Genomic DNA, 17,581 nt, shown 5'->3' on the forward strand with positions numbered 1-17,581 from the left:
CGAATGGCAACAACACAACAATGCGAAATGCTTCTAACGGTAAATGGAGAAGCACACTCTGTCATCGCGCGACCAGCCGACACATTGTTATTTGTTCTCCGCAACAAACTTCGTCTCACAGGAGCCAAACCCGGCTGCTTAAACGGAGATTGCGGAGCTTGTACCGTGTTGATAGATGGCGGCCCAATTAAATCGTGCATGATGCTCGCGATTGAAACCGTCGGAAAAACAATTACGACCATTGAAGGGCTAAAACATTCACCGATTCAGCAAGCATTTGTCGAGCATTTTGCGTTTCAATGCGGCTATTGCACCCCCGGGTTTATTATGAACGCCCACGCCTTAACCGAAAAATATCCTGATGCCAGCGACGACGTCATTCAAGAATGGCTCGAATCAAATATTTGCCGTTGTACGAGTTACCGGGAAATCGAGCAAGCTGTCAAATCCGTTTTACTAAAAAAGCATCGAAATGATTAGCGTCTTTCGCTTATGAGCACGACCGCTCGTAAGCGGGAGACGTTTTCATGATAACGCAGGCAACGATGAAACATTCCTCTTTTGTTGCAGCCACATCCACCCATACGTGAACACGATCGCCATAATCATAAATCCACCTAAAATAATGATGTCGTTTCGTAAAAGAGCAAAATCTCCTGTGGAAATAATGACACGAAATCCCTCTACTGTATATGTCATCGGCAACAAGGAACGAACGTCTTGTAAAAGCTGCGGCACGAGTTCTACCGGATACGTGCCAGAGCTTGCTGTTAATTGCAAAACAAGCAACACAATCCCGATAAAGCGCCCCACATTATCAGCTACAGTCACAAGACACTGAACAATCGCCATATAGGCTAAACTAGCAAAAAGCGAAAACAAGTACATCTGCCAAGTATAAAGCGGTTGTAATCCAACAATATGAGTCAACAAGACAACCATTATCACGCTTTGTCCCAAAGAAATAAGCACTAAAATCACAAATTTTGATAAAAACCATGCAAGCGCATGAGGCGGAGCATGCTCCGTTTCGCGAAGCGAATATACCGTCGTAAGCAATAATGCTCCGACATATAAGCTAATCGAGAGAAAATAAGGCGCCATTCCCGTCCCATAGTTCGGTACAGCATGGACCGGCTGCTCCTTCAAGCGAACAGGATTGGCCATCATCTGATACATCGGCTGTCCAGCGTGAATATGCTGCACTCGTTTCGCCCCATCTGCCAACTTTTTAGTTAGCTCATAGCTCCCTGATAATAATTCATCTTCTCCTTTTTTTAACGCTACAAGATGATTTGTCACATTATCCCACCCATTCGTCACACTACGAGCCCCATCTGCAAGCGCGCTCATCGAATCATGGAGCGTTTTTTCCCCAGCAGCCAGCTCACCAAGTTTCGCATGTACCGTCTTCGTTCCTTCCGCCAACTGTTGCGTGCTATCACTGATCTGTTTCATTCCGTCCCTAAGCGTTTCAGCAGCCGAGGTGACTTTTTGCATACCTCTATTCATTTGATCGCTGATCTCTGTCATTTGCATAAACGCAGAGTCTTGTTGCAATTCCGGATGCTGCTGCCCATAAGCTTGCATCATTTCATGCAGTCGAGCTGCGCCGAATGATAGCTGATTCATACCGCTTACGAACTCACTCGAACGAGCAGAGAGCTGCACAGTTCTTTCTTTGAGAGTTTGTATCCCTTCATTGACAGCCGTCATTCCGTTATGAAGCTGGATCGCCCCTTGAGATAGCTTTGCTGCCCCGCTTTCCAACTCAGCAGCACCGCTTGAAAATCGTGCAATCCTCCCTTGTTGTTCCTTCATTCCTGCGATAAGTTCCCCTGTTCCAGAAGATATGTTCGCCAATCCATCACTAATTTTCTCAGAACCTTCGCTTGCTTGAGCCAATTCTTTTCCTAATTCGTTTATTTGTGCAAAAATAGCCGCCGTATATTTTTCTGTTAATGTCGACGCTAATTGTTGGCGAATTTTCTCGACACTCGTTTGTCCGATTGAGCGAAGCAAGATAGTTAAACCCTTCATTCGATTTGTAATACAACTCTAACGGTGTCGGCTTCTGTGCCATTAACATTGTCGCACGCTTGGAAAAGTTGCTCGGAATGAGTACCTCAAAATAAAATTCATTATTTTGCAATCCTTTTTCTGCTTGCTTTCGGTCAACAAAATGCCACTCAAAACTTTGATCTTTTTTAATTCGTCGACTAACTCATCTCCAATGGCATACGTTGTTCCTTTATATGTAGCAGGACGGTCCTCATTGACAACCGCCACAGGCAATCGTTCCAAATGGCCGTACGGATCCCAAAATGCCCAAAGATATGTTCCGCTGTATAAAATCGGGATAAATAAAATCCCAATCAACACAATAAGTCGTTTGGGACGTTGAACAATGCTTTTCCATTCATCAATAAGCCATGATGCTAACGCGATCTTCCTTCCATTAAATCAATTGTTCCCCAGTTAGAATATCCGCTTCCATATCGTTACATGCAACGTATCATTGACAAAATGTAACATTAACGTTAATGTTATATTTATAAAAGCTCTTTAATAAAATAAAGTGAGAGGAAAAATGATGAAGCAATTTAAAATTGATGATGTCGCGAAAGAAACCGGCCTCACGAAACGGACGATTCGCTATTATGAAGAAATTGGGCTCATTAAGCCGCCTGAACGAAGTGAAAAAGGCACAAGGCTATATACGGAAGAGGATATTGAACGCTTAAAAAAGGTGATTGCTGCTAGAGAAGTATTAGGATTTTCCTTGCAGGAACTACAACAATTTTTAACATTAAAAGAAACAATTGAAGCCCACCACCGCGATTATCGAAACGCAACCGATAAAGAGCAAAAACAACAAGAGCTAAAAGAAATCGCAGCAGGAGTTCGTGAGCAAATCGACATGCTCGAACAAAAAATGAAAAAAATGCTTGAGTGGAAGAAAGAACTTAAACAGCTTCACGAAAAAATTCAAGCCATTTTAGAAGAGCAATAAAGGAGAGGAAGAAAATATGGACGAAGGGAAACAAACGCGCGCCCGCTGGATAACGGTATTTGCGGCATTTTTAGCGTTTATGGGAATCGGGATTGTCGATCCAATTTTACCGATGATCGCTGAAAGCATCGGTGCGACCCACTGGCAAGTCGAAATGCTATTTACCGCTTATATTTTTACAATGGCAATTATGATGATTCCATCCGGAATGTTCGTGAGCCGTCTTGGAGATAAAAAGATGATGGTAACAGGACTAGCCATCGTCACCGTTTTTTCATTATTATGCGGTTTATCCAACAGCATTCCGCAACTTTCTGTCTTCCGAGCCGGATGGGGGCTTGGAAATTCAATGTTTTTCGCAACAGCAATGACGTTATTAATTGCGCTTACTCCCCAAGTGCAAACAGCGGTCGGTCTTTATGAAGCAGCCATTGGTCTCGGTATGGCGGGCGGGCCTCTTGTTGGCGGCATTCTCGGCCAGCATTCATGGAGATATCCGTTTCTTGCGACAAGCATATTAATTTTTGCAGCGCTTTTACTCGTGTCATTCTTCGTCTATGATCCAAGCAAAAAAGTAACAAGAAAAACTGCTAGCATCAAAGAAATGGGCCGACTTTTATCATTCCCTCCATTTATTAAAGGGGCTATTGGCGCCATGTTGTACTATTATGGCTTTTTTGTCGTGTTAGCATATTCGCCATTAATTATGCAGCTATCGGCCATTCAAATCGGTCTCGTCTTTTTTGGTTGGGGGCTTTGCCTTGCTTACGGCTCTGCAATTTTATCACATCGCTTAGAAAAAACGTATACACCAAAACAACTTTTGCCATATAGCCTCTTTATATTTGCCATCTTTTTGCTTCTTTTATTTGTCGCAAATAACATGTGGGTATTAGTCATTTGCATTATCTTATCGGGATTAGCGTCTGGATTAAATAATGCGTTATTCACAAGTTATGTTATGGAAGTATCGCCATATGAACGCGGCATTACTTCCGGAACATACAATTTCGTACGCTGGATGGGAGCAGCGATTGCTCCAGTCTTATCAGGGGTGATCGGACACGCTTTTTCCAGCAAAGCGCCATTCATCGTAGCGATGGTACTAGCACTAATCGCCTTTTTATTTCTGTTGTTTGGAAAAAAACAACAACAACATCCTCTCTCACAAACAAGCTAATGGCTTTCTTTCCTTAAACAAACACTATATAAGTAAAGTAAACTAAACGGGGCTGGCCCATCTTGTGGGTCACCCCCGTTTTTCTAATAATATAGGCTTTCTACATAATGACACCTAACACACTTTCGCATGACGGGCGTTTCGAAAAAAACGTGTCGGCACTTTTGTTGAATGTCGGAAATTTGTTGTTCTAATTGAGTGATCCGTTCTTTTAGCTGAAGGATTTCCTGCTTTAACGCCGCTACATCTTCATTATTGGTAAAGGGTTGCCCCATTTTCCACAAACTCCTTCGCTTTTTGTTTCATTCCTTCTTCTTTGACCACTTTTTGCAAATCGTGAGAAATTTTCATCGAGCAAAACTTCGGTCCGCACATCGAACAGAAGTGAGCCACTTTCGCTCCTTCAGCTGGCAATGTTTCATCATGATATTCCCGTGCCCGTTCCGGATCGAGAGAAAGGTTAAATTGGTCGTTCCATCGAAACTCAAAGCGCGCTTTCGATAATGCATCATCGCGCATTTGTGCTCCCGGATGACCTTTCGCCAAATCAGCCGCATGTGCTGCAATTTTATAGGCAATAACCCCTTGGCGCACATCTTCTTTATTCGGCAATCCTAAATGTTCTTTCGGCGTCACATAACAAAGCATTGCCGTTCCGTACCAGCCAATCATCGCTGCACCGATTGCGGAAGTAATATGATCGTATCCCGGAGCAACATCTGTTGTGAGCGGTCCCAATGTGTAAAAAGGAGCACCTTTGCAAATTTCGATTTGTTTCTCAACATTTTCTTTAATTTTATGCATCGGCACGTGGCCCGGACCTTCGATCATTACTTGCACATCATGCTTCCACGCAATCTCCGTCAATTCTCCAAGCGTCTCCAGCTCGGCAAATTGCGCTTCGTCATTCGCATCAGCAATCGAACCAGGTCGTAATCCGTCTCCAAGAGAAATAGCAATATCGTATGCTTTTAAAATTTCGCAAATTTCTTCAAAATGTGTGTACAAAAAGTTTTCTTGATGGTGGGCTAAACACCACTGTGCCATAATCGAACCACCGCGAGATACAATCCCTGTTGTACGATTGACCGTCATTGGGATGTAACGAAGCAATACCCCGGCATGGATCGTAAAATAGTCCACTCCTTGTTCAGCTTGTTCGATTAACGTATCACGGTATATTTCCCACGTTAGTTCCTCCACAATGCCGTTCACTTTTTCAAGCGCTTGATAAATCGGAACTGTCCCAACCGGAACCGGTGAGTTGCGGATAATAAACTCTCTTGTCGCATGAATATGCTTTCCTGTTGACAAATCCATAATCGTATCGGCTCCCCAGCGAATCGCCCAAAGCATTTTCTCGACTTCCTCTTCAATGGATGATGTTACAGCGGAGTTGCCGATGTTTGCATTAATTTTCACATGAAATTGACGTCCAATAATCATCGGCTCACTTTCAGGATGATTAATATTAGAAGGGAGAATCGCTCTTCCTGCTGCGACTTCCTGGCGAATGAGTTCAGGGTCCATATTTTCACGAATTGCAATAAACTCCATCTCTGGAGTAATGATTCCTTGTTTGGCATAATGCATTTGCGTGACCGTTCGTCCTTTTTTCGCACGAAGTGGTCTTCGATGAAATGGAAGAACGATGTCTGATTGGTTTCCACTGCGAAGTCCGTTATCTTCCGGTTTTACTTGACGCCCCTCGTATTCTTCCACATCTCCTCGTTCCAAAATCCAACGTTTACGCAATTCTGGTAATCCTTTATGAATGTCAGGCTGAAAATGGGGATCGGTGTAAGGTCCGCTTGTGTCATATACTCGGACAGGTTGGTTTTCAAACGTTCCTTCCTCTGTTTTCGTAGAACTTAATGCAATTTCTCTCATCGGAACACGAATATCCGGCCGAGAACCTTCGACATACACCTTTTTACTTGCAGGAAACTGCATGAGGGATAAAATGTTTGGCATGTAACTTCTCCTCCTCTTTCGTTTTTTGACCTGAAGTTACACCAAAACGTGTGGACGATAGGAGGGAGAAGACGAAGAAATAAAAATCGGGTTCTCTCCAACAAGAGAACCCGACGGAATGACAAATAGCGCAAGTATACAACAATACTCCCACTATCTACTTCCCTACGCTGGCATAACCCAGATCAGGTTCAAAGGGTCAAAGAACTTAAGCGCGTTCTTCTCTCAGTCCAAGCTATTGGACTCCCCTAGTAGATAAGCAATGAATCATATTCATTTTTCTAAATATTAACACATATTTTTATGGGTGTAAATGCTTTTTATACTTTGGTTCTGTTCGTTTCATTCTCCTGAACAACTTTGAGCTCACATCCGATACGATGAGACGCATTCAGGGAAAGTCCTGCCCTGTAGGAAGTTACCATGCTTTATTTGAATTTGAAAGCACTTAAAATCAATAATAGCGCTTATACTTTAAATTGCTGCAATAGAGACTGCATTTCTTCTGCCATCTTGCTTAAAGAGGAGGCGGATGAGGCAATTTCCTCCATTGACGCCATTTGCTCCTCTGTAGCAGCGGAAATGTTGGCTGAGCCTGTGGACGACTGTTCGACAATTGCGGTAATACTCTGAATTGAAGCAGCAACATGCTGAGCGCTCTCCGTCATTTGCTGAATGGCTGCAGACACTTGTTCAATTTGTTCATTAACACCGTTAATAGATTCCCGAATTTGTTCAAAAGAAAGACCTGCCGTTTGAACGGCATGAATCCCTTGTGAAACCTCGTTAACGACCGTCTCCATAGAATCGATGGCCTTTTCTGTCTCTTCTTGAATATCACTAATGAGTTGTGAGATTTGTTGAGCTGACTGAGCCGATTGCTCTGCTAGTTTTCTCACTTCATCGGCTACTACCGCAAATCCTTTTCCTTGTTCTCCTGCTCTCGCTGCTTCAATGGCCGCATTCAATGCGAGCAAATTTGTTTGTGAAGCGATTCCTGTAATCACTTGCGTAATTTGACCGATTTCATTGGAACGTTCTCCAAGCCCTTTGACAACTTGTCCAAGTGATTGAACATGCTCATAAATAAACTGCATTTGCTCTTCCATTTGCTCAATGGATTGTCTCCCTGCTTTGGCTTTCGCAAACGTTTTATTTGCATTCATCGATACATGCTGCGTATTGGCTGACACTTGGGTAAGTGTTCCTGAAATACCGTTCATTGAAATCGATGTTTCCTGTGCCGTTTTGACTTGTTGTTCAGAGCTTAAAGCAATCGTTTCCATCGTTGATGCAATTTGCTCTGTCGCTTTTGTTGTCTGCTCGGCAATATGAGTCAACTGGTCAGAAAATAACGACATGTCATCGGAATGACGCTTGATGTTGGAGATGACCGCTTGCCATGTTTCTACCATCTCATTCATGCAAACGGCAATCGGCTTTAATTCTCTCACCTCGTCAACAGGAACACGCGTTGATAAATCCCCCTCTGTCATCTTTTCCAAGTAGTGATTAATCACCGAAATTGGAGCAATAAAGCGCCGATAGTTTAAGATAGCTGATAAAATACCAATGATAGCGCCAAGCAGTATTGTGCCGACCATCGTCCACCAAAACGCTGAACCGGCTATTCCGTTTGCCATACATATTCCTAAACCAACAAGAGCAGTACTCGGAATGACAACAAACAGTGTACGAATGACATAGCTATGTACTGACATATTTCCCCTCACCTTTCAATGAATTGAAAATTTATATATAATTATAACATTTCCTTTTTTTAGATGGGAACGACGTTTTTTATCATAAATACATAGAGAACCAATAAATATAAAAAACAACAGCCAAGAACAATATTTGACAATAAGAGATCTTTTGTTTTACAACTATAATAAACGAAAACGAAAGAAGGGATATAGATGATCGGGTTTATCGGTTTAGGTATTATGGGAAGCAGGATGGCAGAAAACTTATTAGATAAAGGCTATGAACTGATTGTTTATAATCGGACGAAAGAAAAAGCAACACGCCTACTAGAAAAAGGCGCTACATGGGCCGGCTCACCAAAAGATGTCGCGCATCAGGCAAAAATAGTATTCACCATGTTGACTCACCCGAACGCTGTAGAGGTTATCGCACTCGGGGAAGATGGATTTCTTCATCCCCTTTCAAAAGGAGCGATTTGGATCGACTGCAGCACCGTCCCCCCTTCTTTTACGAGAGCAATGGCAAAAGAAGCAGAACAACGAGGCATCCGCTTTCTTGATGCTCCTGTCTCAGGCTCAAAAATTCCCGCTGAAAAAGGAGAGCTCATCTTTTTTGTCGGAGGAAAACAAGAAGATGTAGAAGAAGTGAGACCGCTTTTGAATGCGATGGGAAAAGCCATTTACCATCTTGGAGCAAATGGAACTGGAACAGCAATGAAACTCGTCGTCAACCTCTTGCTTGCTGAGTCTATGGCTGCTTTTGCTGAAGCTGTCACGCTCGGTGAAGCGCTCGATCTCAATAAGGAAACGGTCGTGAATACACTTTTAAACAATCCGAGTGCCGCGCCATTTCTACAAGGGAAAAAAGAAAAAATTATTCGCAACGATTTCGCCACAGAGTTTCCGCTTGAACATATGCAAAAAGACTTGCAACTAATCTCACAAGCTGCCTATGAAAATAACGTTTCTTTGCCACTTGTCAATGCTGCAAAAGAACTTTACGGTTTGGCAAAACAGTACGGATTCCATCAGAAAGATTTCTCCGCCATTTATCAATTCTTATCGCATAAACATCAGTAAATGCCTATCGTAACAAGGATAGGCATTTACTTTTACTTACTATATAGCAACACTTGAGCAATACCGACAAAATATTCCGATTCACGAATAATGTGATTAAGCACAACTTTCGCGGTCGGATTTTTACTCACAGCAGCACTCTCGTTTTTTAACTGTTGGCATAGTTTGATAAATTCTAAGCTTTGCTGCAAACAATAAGACACTAATTGCAACACTTGATTACAGAGCTGATCAGGCAAATAATATCCGGCACGAGTGACCGATTCAATATAGCGCACAACTTGTTGATGTGTCGCAGAAAGAACTTCTTCCCATTTCTTAAGTGTTTCCACATACGGCTCTTCTAATCCTGCTACAAGCTCGCGGATTACAACGGTATGTTCTTCTTCTTGATGTTTCCAAAATTCAGCTTCATCCAAGATCCGAAGCGGCATTTGCTGACCATAATAAAACTGCATAATCCCATCTCCCCGCTTGCGCTTCTCATTTCAATATATGGGGAGGATGGAAAAGATATGATTTCCCATAACTTTCAAATTGGAAAAATAATATCCACAGTAGTTCCTTGACCAACTTCACTTTCGATTTTAATACTTCCGTTATGTGCTTCGATAATCTTATAACTTACCATTAATCCTAAACCTGTTCCCTTTTCCTTCGTACTGTAAAAAGGTTCTCCTAACTTTGATATTCTGTCTTTAGGTATCCCGCACCCTTGATCTATAAAGCGAATGACAAGACAACTATCTTGCACCTTCGCCTGAACTTTAATCTCTCCACCGTTTGTCATCGCCTCAATGGCATTTTTAATAATATTAATGAATACCTGTTTTAATTGATTTTCATCACAATAAAGTAGCGGAAGATTCGGTTCAAATTCCGAAATCATTTTAACATTATTTAAAATCGCCTGTGCGTCAAGCAAGGTCATCACATCTTTCAAAAGAACAGAAACATCCTTCCGCTGAAAATTCATCACCTGTGGTTTCCCTAGCATCAAAAATTCGTTAACAATAAAGTTAATTCTCTCCAACTCCGATTCCATAATTTCAAAATAATGTTTATGTGTTTCACATTCTTCTTTTAGCAGATGCATAAAACCATTGATAGAGGTCAATGGATTTCGAATCTCATGGGCCACTCCTGCAGCCAGCTCCCCCACAACCGCAAGCTTTTCTGATTTCCGCAATAATTCTTCCGCTTGTTTGCGCTCTGTGATATCAGTAGAAACAAATAAGATTTGATCGGTTCCCTCATTTGGAGAGAAAATAGGTAGTCTCACTGTTTCTACCCATCTAGTCTTTCCTTCCTGATCTTTGAACTCTTCTTCAAGAACGATTCGTTCCTTCATTTTCTCTATTTCTTCCCACACACTAACTGGATTAGATTCTATATTAAACTGAAAATCATCGATCTTTTTGCCAAGAAGATGCTGTGTTTCTGTTCCTAAAAGCTTAGCGAACGATTCGTTTACAAGGGTGAAATTCCCTTCCTTATCGATGGCATATATATAACTTGGGTTCATATCGATAATTTTACGAAGAAATTCCTTCTGTTCTTTCAGTTGTTCTTCTTTAAGCTGCAAATTCGTTTTCGACTGGCGAATATACTGAATCATTTCATTGAAGCGACTGGATAGTTTTCCGATTTCTGTATTGTCAATTTTCTCTATCCGTTGATTATAATCTCCTTTCGCCACTTGATCTACAGCAAGATATAATCTGCGGATTGGATGAATAATTTGCCGTGCATATAAAGCAGTAAGAATAGATAAAACAATAAAGGCAACAAGCGAAATCGTCCATAATGATTTTTGAAATGCAAAATATGGTTCATAAATTTCATCAGCCGGTATTTGCGCTACTACTCCCCAATCTAAAATCGGGATATACTCAAATGAAGCAAGCATAGTAATCCCGTTTGTATTCGTAACTTCTTGATACCCCGATTGCTTTTTTAACAGCTTCTTTACAATAGGATTTTGACTTACATCTTTCCCGATTCGTTCTTTTGATGGATGAGAAATAATTTTTCCGTTTCTATCAACAATAAACGTATACCCATTTTCCCCGATCTTAAAACTTTGAAATATAGATTGAAAAATTTCATTATTTTCAATACGTAACGATAAATTGACTATTCGCTCGACTTCTTTATGATCGTTTACGACCGGAATTGAAACAACGAGCAAATATCGGCCTGTATCCGCGGAAACTACATTGCTTAAATAAATTTTTTGTGTTTTGAGTGCTTGCTGAAAATATTCCCGTTTGCTTAGGTTATAATTTTTCAAATGTTTCAAGTCATTCGGATAAAAAGCTCGTACATATCCATTTGTATCCAGAACCGTACCACTATCAATATAAGGGGAAATATCAATGATATTCGCTAACCCCCTAGAAAGTTGATTAAAATCATTCGACTTAAAATTTTCATTCGACTGAACGTAATTCTCAAGACTTTGAAGGTCTTTGGCAATAAGAGAAATCTGATCTTTCATGCGCAAAACCGTTTTATCAGTAACTTGCCGATATTGTTCCTTTGAAATTTCCGGTAATATGATACGTGATACAATAAACATTAAGCCTAAAAGTGTACAGATAATGGCTAGATTAATGATATAGATTTTCCAAAAAATCTGTGATTTAAACCATTTCATATTGCTACTCCTTAACTCATTCATAAATAGAACACGAAAAGAAAAAAGGTAGGGCATTCTCTGATTTAACAAAAAATCTAAGAGAAAGGGGCACCCTACCTTATATCTAAAAATATGCCTAACTTCGAAATCACTTCCATCACATCTTTCAGATGACAATCTTTTATATCCAAAAGTATACCTAACTTCGACTTCACAATTCAACTCTTTCAATCCACTGTTACTTCGCAAATTTTTTCAAACTCAAGCGGTGACAGACATTTATAACATGAGAATATCACGGTTCATAAGGTCGACTTTGGTAAAAATAATTTGGCGTCACGGTCGTATTGTCATAATTTTTATGGAAAATATGGGTGGTCGCCGGGGAGACAGGCGGTATCAACCATGTCCAGTCTCCTGTTACATGGCGGCCATCTTGTTGTTCTTTTTGCTCGAATAACTTAAACTGCTGCGCTGCCGTGTGGTGATCGACAATGCTGACGCCCGCTTTTTTATAAGAATATAAAACAGCGATGTTTAACTCGATTAACGCTTTATCTTTCCAGAGCGTCGAGTTCATGCTCATGTCTAGTCCCATGCAAGAAGCGATTTTCGGAAGCATATTGTATCGGTAATCATCAGCAAAATTTCGGGCACCAATTTCTGTTTCCATATACCATCCGTTAAATGGAGCTGCCGTATAGCGAATGCCACCGATTTCCAGACTCATATCCGAAATAATGGGAACGGCATACCACTTTAACTGTAAATCTTTAAACCAAGGGAATTCAGGATGTTCGATCGGAACTTCTAAAATTATATCCTTCGGGATGTGAAACCATTTCGGTTCCTTTCCCTTCACTTGAATGACCAAAGGCAGAATGTCAAAATGGGTTCTTTCTCCTTTCCATCCCATTCGTTCACATGCTTTTGTAAAAGAAATCGAGGAAGAATCGCCAATAACGCCGGTTTCCGTTTCATAACCAGCGTAACGAAGCAGCTGATGATTCCAAATCCGCACATTTTCCATGCCTTTTTCAGCTGGTTTAAACACCGTAATTGCTGGACGTATTTTCCCTCCGTTCGTGGCAAACTCGATATGATGAAATAAACTTTGGACGACATCTTCCTCTTTCTCTAAATGTCTGGCGTCAAATACGTGCAACGTTTGCCAAAACAAGCGGCCAATGCAACGGTTGCTGTTGCGCCATGCCATTCTCGCTCCATGTTGGAGTTCCTCATATGTATGGGTATACGTGCCGGTACGACGGATTTCTTGTTGAATTTCCTGCAAGCGCGATTCCACTTCTGCTTCGTTTTTACCTAACTCTTGATAGCACAAATGAATAAATCGCTCCGCTTCGTTCCACAACCATTCTTGATTTCTCAACATGACTCCCTCAATTCCCACTGTATTTTTGTACTTTTTTATCTTACCATAGAGCTGACTACGGAAAAATCACTGTGTTTGAACAAAATAAAAAGCGACACGCTGATGGGCGTATCGACTTTAGATCTATTATTTCATTATGCTCCTACATCGATTTTCTCCGTGGCCTTCATCTTTGAACTAGGGCGATACATTGTGTCTCATGATGGCTATTATGCTACCGAAGTGTTAGATATCGAGAAAAATCATGGAAGGTATTTTGTGATTCTCCGCGGCGGGACTCACCATTTACGCTTGCCTGCCTAGTGGAAAATGAATCACCCTTGTTCCATTATATCGATTGATCATGGGACTACCCATTTGAACGTTCTGCGATTCAAGAAGAATGTGTCACATTCGCTGGCGAGCTGTGTACTCCAAACAACGTTTTAGCCCGGGATACATTGTTCCCATCTCCGTGTTGGTGATGTCATCCTTTTTCAGTGTGCGGGTGCATACGGATGGGACATCTCACATCACGAGTTTTTAAGCCATCCTTATCCAGAATTTATTTAGAATAAGTTTTGTAGAAATAAAAAACATCCATCGCTTGCTCGACATCTGTCTAGACAAAACGATGGATGTTTGTGATTATGGCTGCTCTGTGGTCACATATGTCCCTGCGATGAAATCGTGAATAGCACGTTTGTCTTCACGAGCCGCTACCATAATCGCACTTACAATAAGGGCAAGACCGAAAGTAATTCCGTAAATAATGGATGCAACAATCGAACGCAAAAACATCGCGCCAAATCCTAGCTTCTCCCCATTCACTTTCACAATACGAATACCGATCATTTTCTTTCCAACTGTATACCCGGACCAGACAACAGGAACAATCCAAAAATATAAGACATTTACAATGGATGTAAAAGCGTCTCCTTCCCAATCCCCTGTAATCCAATAACTAATCAATGCTAAAGGAATACCAATAATGATGCCATCTAAAATAGACGCAAGAAACCTTTTCCAAAATCCAGCCGGTTTTGTCACCATGATGTATAGCCTCCCTCTGAAGTCATTGAACTCTTTCTACCAATGTATTCATTACCAATATTCCTGATTCATGGAAGATCATTTAATCCTATCATACCGGCTTCTTCCGATATTGACAACCACTTATCTTGGTCGGGCGACGATTCCGTTGTGCACTTTAATAAAACCGTGCCGTAAAATTTCAAAGCCGCCTTCATAGACATACAATCCCATTTGCCGAATATCCATGAGCTCACGGTACGTATGGTTCATGACATCAGCCATAATTTTATAGAAAAGCAGTGATTTTAATTGATAACGAGGAGTCGTCATAATCACATATCCGCCCGGTTTTAGAAACCTTCTGTGCCAATCTAACACTTCGGGTTTATGCTCATCAGGAAAATGCTCCAGCAACCCGACGCTAATGACAATATCAAATTCTTTACCAAATGGTAAGTTACGAATATCGTCAACAATATAATGGATGTTCATCTGATCCTTATACCATACTTTCGGCTGACCTGTCGCTGGATTCGTCCCTAAAAACGGATAGCTTTCCGGAAATGTCCCAAAGCGGTCGGTACGGCAAAATTCATCATAATCAACAAGAACCACTTCTCCACCGGGATACATCGCATATAGCTGCATCGCTTCGTATCCTTCTGCTGCTCCTAAAAAAAGTATGCGGGGCCGATTCACATCAAGTCCTTCAAAAAGCGCCCGCTTTCCTCTCGGATCCCAAATTCCGTCTTCGATCCGGTGCGCATAATTCCATAGCGAAAGGCGCAACGTTTCTCCCAATGCCTTTTTCACTTCGCTCATTTGAAAGCGAGATAAATAGCGCCATGCCTTCTGTTTTGCTTTAGATATCTCTTTTGGCACATCTTTTACAAACCATTCATGGAACGAACGGTTAAAAAATTCCCACGACTTTTTCACAGACATTGGCCCGTTTTCGTTTTCCCATTCGCGTTTTTCTTTCGCCACTGTTTTCACCTCATATGGCTTTCCGACTTCCTTCCACGTCAGCTGCGACCAATCAGACACAAGGTTGGCGTTAATAAACTTGTCTAGATGCTCGTTCATTGGATTACGCAAATCAACGCGGTAACTGGGAGTTAATTCTGTCCTTCCAAAATCGTCCTCGGAATAAAAATAGTGGTCAGTGTTCGACTGAAGAATTTCCATAATATTGCCCCCTTACCATCTCCAATTCTTTTTGCAATTGCCCAAACAGCATCAGCCGATACATGCGAAAATCAGCGCGGAGTGACCAAAGCGGATGACCAAACGTGGCAGGTTTGTTTCTTTCGATAAAAAAGTGGCTAAACCAAGCAAATGAGTAGGCGGCGAACGGAGCCGCAAGCAGCCACCAGACATGAAGTGTTACAATTGTAAGCAAAACAAAGACAAACACAAAGCTTGTACCTATGAAATGCCATACTCTTGTCGCTCTTTTACTGTGCTGCAACAAATAAAACGGCCAAAACTCCTCGTAATCTTTAAATTCCATCGCTCTCTCCCTCCACCCCCAAAAAATAAAACGCTTTCATTTATCGTTCCATCATTCATATCTAAATTCCTTTCCCCTTCCATTATATTTTGCTTTTCTCTTTAACAGTACAGACATCATTGTGTTCCTGCCTGTTTTTACTTAATTTCAAAACAGAAATGAAAAATAAAACAGCGGCTTTCTATTCGGTGCTAAAAGCTATGCCGCTGTTTGCCAAATTTATATGCTATTTTGTTATTTTCTCTCGGTCCTTTTCGTCAGGGGCATGGTTCACCACAATACCCATGCCTAAGCCTCCCCGGAAGCAATACTTGCTTTCCAATAATATAGGGGTATTCAAAAATTACGATTGCTTGTTACGTGTAAATATCTATTTAAAGAAACTAGCCCTTTTTTCCTTGTTGATTATAACTTATAACTAATGAATTTACAGCCACACTCCCTTATTCTCTGCTTGGCTTAGAGTTTTATCGATCCAAAAGGCAGGCAGAGAATTATAAGAAAACTACAGTATATCAGCATTGCACCACAATCTTCATCAAACAGATTCCTAAGTTAGCAGAGTCAAAAAATATTACCGATATCCAATAGAAAAATAGACATGATTCCGAATGCAATGATTTGATCTGATGCCGCATTTAACCGCTTATATGTAACAGTATTCTCTTCTTAACCCAATCTCTTTCGGGATTTTATCCTTCTTTCGAAATGAAAAAGCAAAGAAAGAGGGGTCCCGTGTAATCTTGACTATAGCGTTCCTTTCATGAGAGAGAGTTACCTTTAGTGCCTGTCATTGTAACGATGACAGGCACGTTTTTTAGCTAGGACGTCTGTCCATAACTACTGCTGGCTCTCCCCTCGTTCGCTTAGCTTAAGAGACACATTGATTTTTTTCCCATCACGCAAAAGTTCTATGTTGACTTGCTCTCCGACTTTGGTTTGCGTATATAGGTACTTTCTCAATGTACTAACGCTATCTATTTTTGTACCATCAACCGCTATAATCACATCTTTTGCTTGAAGTCCGGCTTCTGCCGCAGGAGAAGAAGGCTCCACAGCCGTAATAACGACCCCTTCCGTTACATCTTTTGGCAAGTTCAACTGCTCGAGTCGAATCGTTGACGGAAAATCGCTTACATCTTGCAATCCTACTCCAAGATATGGCCGCTTCACTTTTCCGTATTGTAATAACTCTTCAACAATCGGCTTGACGTCTTGACTTGGAATCGCAAATCCTAATCCTTCCACACCTTCTTCCGAAATTTTGAGACTATTAATGCCGACAACTTGCCCAGCGCTATTAATGAGCGCTCCGCCGCTGTTTCCCGGGTTAATTGCGGCATCGGTTTGGATCACGTTTAAGTCCCATTCTCCCGCTGAAGTGGAAACAGAAATTGTTCGCTTTCCGCTAACAATTCCTTCCGTCACAGTTCTTGATAAATCTAGTCCTAGTGGATTCCCAATCGCCGCTACTTGCTCCCCAATCCGAAGTTTCGATGAATCCCCAAAACTTGCTACCTTTTTTACATGCTGACCATTGATTTTTAATACAGCTAAGTCGGTTAATGGATCAGTACCGACGATATCTGCTGTCACTCTTTCCCCATTCGCAAGAGATACTTCCACCTTATTGGCCCCTTCAATGACATGGTTATTCGTCACAATATAAGCATCATTTCCGGATTTTTTAAAAATAACCCCTGAACCTGTGCCTGCTTCTTGATCTTGAGAATAATTTGAATAAAAATTCGTTTGTTGCTGAATATTTACCACTCCCACGACCGCTTCCGTTACGTTTTCAATCGCATTGATCATGCTGTTTGAGCTGCTTGAAGTTGGTTGAAGCGGCAACGTGTTGTTAGAAGTGGCACTTTGTTCGACAACTGCTGTTTTCTTATTTTCAACACTTTGAGTAGATGGAGTGATTCCATGAATCCCTAGAATAGGAGCTAAATAAAGAGTAGCAATACTTCCTAACACAGCTCCTGTAACAGATGCAAACAACGATGGGAAAAAGCTCCGCTTTTTCGGTTGATGATTCATTTCATATGGCTGTATGTCCATCTC

16 protein-coding genes and 1 riboswitch are annotated in these 17,581 nt (G+C 41.3%); of the genes, 5 read left to right on the forward strand and 11 right to left on the reverse strand.

What is annotated here, in order from left to right; translation table 11 throughout:
- Nucleotides 1-3: 3 nt before the first annotated feature.
- A complete protein-coding gene (locus tag HNR31_RS16715) occupies nt 4-480 on the forward strand; it encodes a (2Fe-2S)-binding protein (protein WP_181557323.1) in 477 nt (158 codons plus the stop codon).
- A 45-nt stretch (nt 481-525) separates the two neighbouring features.
- On the opposite strand, the gene HNR31_RS16720 is transcribed toward HNR31_RS16715, so the two are convergent.
- Together HNR31_RS16720 and HNR31_RS16725 are read right to left on the reverse strand one after the other, a co-directional pair.
- Entirely contained in the window at nt 526-2,022 is a 1,497-nt protein-coding gene (locus HNR31_RS16720; protein WP_181557324.1) for a YhgE/Pip domain-containing protein, read from the reverse strand.
- A 60-nt stretch (nt 2,023-2,082) separates the two neighbouring features.
- A complete protein-coding gene (locus HNR31_RS16725) occupies nt 2,083-2,448 on the reverse strand; it encodes a YhgE/Pip family protein (RefSeq protein WP_309505742.1) in 366 nt (121 codons plus the stop codon).
- Between the two features lie 145 nt (nt 2,449-2,593).
- Here HNR31_RS16725 and HNR31_RS16730 point away from each other — a divergent pair, with 145 nt between their 5' ends.
- Nucleotides 2,594-3,013 carry a MerR family transcriptional regulator gene (locus HNR31_RS16730; RefSeq protein WP_181557326.1) on the forward strand — a complete coding sequence of 140 codons (420 nt, stop codon included), beginning with the start codon at nt 2,594-2,596 and terminating at the stop codon, nt 3,011-3,013.
- 16 nt (nt 3,014-3,029) lie between these two features.
- Entirely contained in the window at nt 3,030-4,193 is a 1,164-nt protein-coding gene (locus HNR31_RS16735) for an MFS transporter (protein ID WP_181557327.1), read from the forward strand.
- Between the two features lie 252 nt (nt 4,194-4,445).
- Here HNR31_RS16735 and thiC read toward each other — a convergent pair whose 3' ends face one another.
- Together thiC and HNR31_RS16745 are read right to left on the reverse strand one after the other, a co-directional pair.
- Nucleotides 4,446-6,167 carry a phosphomethylpyrimidine synthase ThiC gene (gene thiC / locus HNR31_RS16740; protein ID WP_181557328.1) on the reverse strand — a complete coding sequence of 574 codons (1,722 nt, stop codon included), beginning with the start codon at nt 6,165-6,167 and terminating at the stop codon, nt 4,446-4,448.
- A 145-nt stretch (nt 6,168-6,312) separates the two neighbouring features.
- Nucleotides 6,313-6,427, reverse strand: a riboswitch (TPP riboswitch).
- Between the two features lie 207 nt (nt 6,428-6,634).
- Nucleotides 6,635-7,888, reverse strand: a complete 1,254-nt coding sequence (locus HNR31_RS16745; RefSeq protein WP_181557329.1) for a methyl-accepting chemotaxis protein — start codon at nt 7,886-7,888, stop codon at nt 6,635-6,637.
- Nucleotides 7,889-8,086: 198 nt separating this feature from the next.
- Between HNR31_RS16745 and HNR31_RS16750 the strand changes: the two genes are divergently transcribed.
- Nucleotides 8,087-8,953 (forward strand): NAD(P)-dependent oxidoreductase, encoded by an 867-nt coding sequence (locus tag HNR31_RS16750; protein WP_181557330.1) that lies wholly within the window; start codon nt 8,087-8,089, stop codon nt 8,951-8,953.
- Between the two features lie 32 nt (nt 8,954-8,985).
- On the opposite strand, the gene HNR31_RS16755 is transcribed toward HNR31_RS16750, so the two are convergent.
- The 3 genes from HNR31_RS16755 to HNR31_RS16765 form a co-directional block, all read right to left on the reverse strand.
- Nucleotides 8,986-9,411 (reverse strand): DUF2935 domain-containing protein, encoded by a 426-nt coding sequence (locus tag HNR31_RS16755; RefSeq protein WP_181557331.1) that lies wholly within the window; start codon nt 9,409-9,411, stop codon nt 8,986-8,988.
- 74 nt (nt 9,412-9,485) lie between these two features.
- Entirely contained in the window at nt 9,486-11,612 is a 2,127-nt protein-coding gene (locus HNR31_RS16760) for a PAS domain-containing sensor histidine kinase (RefSeq protein ID WP_181557332.1), read from the reverse strand.
- A 277-nt stretch (nt 11,613-11,889) separates the two neighbouring features.
- Nucleotides 11,890-12,987, reverse strand: coding sequence for a nitric oxide synthase oxygenase (locus tag HNR31_RS16765; RefSeq protein WP_181557333.1), 1,098 nt, complete (start codon nt 12,985-12,987; stop codon nt 11,890-11,892).
- Nucleotides 12,988-13,062: 75 nt separating this feature from the next.
- On the opposite strand from HNR31_RS16765, the gene HNR31_RS16770 reads away from it, so the two are divergent.
- The gene (locus HNR31_RS16770) at nt 13,063-13,290 is read left to right on the forward strand and encodes a hypothetical protein (RefSeq protein WP_181557334.1); all 228 of its coding nucleotides are present in this window, start codon (nt 13,063-13,065) and stop codon (nt 13,288-13,290) included.
- A 324-nt stretch (nt 13,291-13,614) separates the two neighbouring features.
- On the opposite strand, the gene HNR31_RS16775 is transcribed toward HNR31_RS16770, so the two are convergent.
- The 4 genes from HNR31_RS16775 to HNR31_RS16790 all read right to left on the reverse strand — a co-directional run bounded on the left by HNR31_RS16775 (nt 13,615) and on the right by HNR31_RS16790 (nt 17,578).
- Nucleotides 13,615-14,019, reverse strand: a complete 405-nt coding sequence (locus HNR31_RS16775; protein WP_181557335.1) for an RDD family protein — start codon at nt 14,017-14,019, stop codon at nt 13,615-13,617.
- Nucleotides 14,020-14,142: 123 nt separating this feature from the next.
- Nucleotides 14,143-15,189, reverse strand: a complete 1,047-nt coding sequence (locus HNR31_RS16780) for a class I SAM-dependent methyltransferase (protein ID WP_181557336.1) — start codon at nt 15,187-15,189, stop codon at nt 14,143-14,145.
- Nucleotides 15,164-15,514 (reverse strand): DUF962 domain-containing protein, encoded by a 351-nt coding sequence (locus tag HNR31_RS16785; protein WP_181557337.1) that lies wholly within the window; start codon nt 15,512-15,514, stop codon nt 15,164-15,166. The genes HNR31_RS16780 and HNR31_RS16785 overlap by 26 nt, the downstream gene beginning before the upstream one ends.
- Nucleotides 15,515-16,354: 840 nt before the next feature.
- Nucleotides 16,355-17,578 (reverse strand): S1C family serine protease, encoded by a 1,224-nt coding sequence (locus tag HNR31_RS16790; RefSeq protein WP_181557338.1) that lies wholly within the window; start codon nt 17,576-17,578, stop codon nt 16,355-16,357.
- Nucleotides 17,579-17,581 lie beyond the last annotated feature (3 nt).

Source organism: Thermaerobacillus caldiproteolyticus (assembly GCF_013761245.1).
Taxonomy (GTDB): domain Bacteria; phylum Bacillota; class Bacilli; order Bacillales; family Anoxybacillaceae; genus Thermaerobacillus; species Thermaerobacillus caldiproteolyticus.

Coding starts and splice junctions, on each gene's coding strand:
- HNR31_RS16715 (WP_181557323.1), top strand. CDS start 4: ATGGCAACAACACAACAATGCGAAATGCTTCTAACGGTAAATGGAGAA.
- HNR31_RS16730 (WP_181557326.1), top strand. CDS start 2,594: ATGAAGCAATTTAAAATTGATGATGTCGCGAAAGAAACCGGCCTCACG.
- HNR31_RS16735 (WP_181557327.1), top strand. CDS start 3,030: ATGGACGAAGGGAAACAAACGCGCGCCCGCTGGATAACGGTATTTGCG.
- thiC (WP_181557328.1), bottom strand. CDS start 6,167: ATGCCAAACATTTTATCCCTCATGCAGTTTCCTGCAAGTAAAAAGGTG.
- HNR31_RS16745 (WP_181557329.1), bottom strand. CDS start 7,888: ATGTCAGTACATAGCTATGTCATTCGTACACTGTTTGTTGTCATTCCG.
- HNR31_RS16750 (WP_181557330.1), top strand. CDS start 8,087: ATGATCGGGTTTATCGGTTTAGGTATTATGGGAAGCAGGATGGCAGAA.
- HNR31_RS16755 (WP_181557331.1), bottom strand. CDS start 9,411: ATGCAGTTTTATTATGGTCAGCAAATGCCGCTTCGGATCTTGGATGAA.
- HNR31_RS16760 (WP_181557332.1), bottom strand. CDS start 11,612: ATGAAATGGTTTAAATCACAGATTTTTTGGAAAATCTATATCATTAAT.
- HNR31_RS16765 (WP_181557333.1), bottom strand. CDS start 12,987: ATGTTGAGAAATCAAGAATGGTTGTGGAACGAAGCGGAGCGATTTATT.
- HNR31_RS16775 (WP_181557335.1), bottom strand. CDS start 14,019: ATGGTGACAAAACCGGCTGGATTTTGGAAAAGGTTTCTTGCGTCTATT.
- HNR31_RS16780 (WP_181557336.1), bottom strand. CDS start 15,189: ATGGAAATTCTTCAGTCGAACACTGACCACTATTTTTATTCCGAGGAC.
- HNR31_RS16785 (WP_181557337.1), bottom strand. CDS start 15,514: ATGGAATTTAAAGATTACGAGGAGTTTTGGCCGTTTTATTTGTTGCAG.
- HNR31_RS16790 (WP_181557338.1), bottom strand. CDS start 17,578: ATGGACATACAGCCATATGAAATGAATCATCAACCGAAAAAGCGGAGC.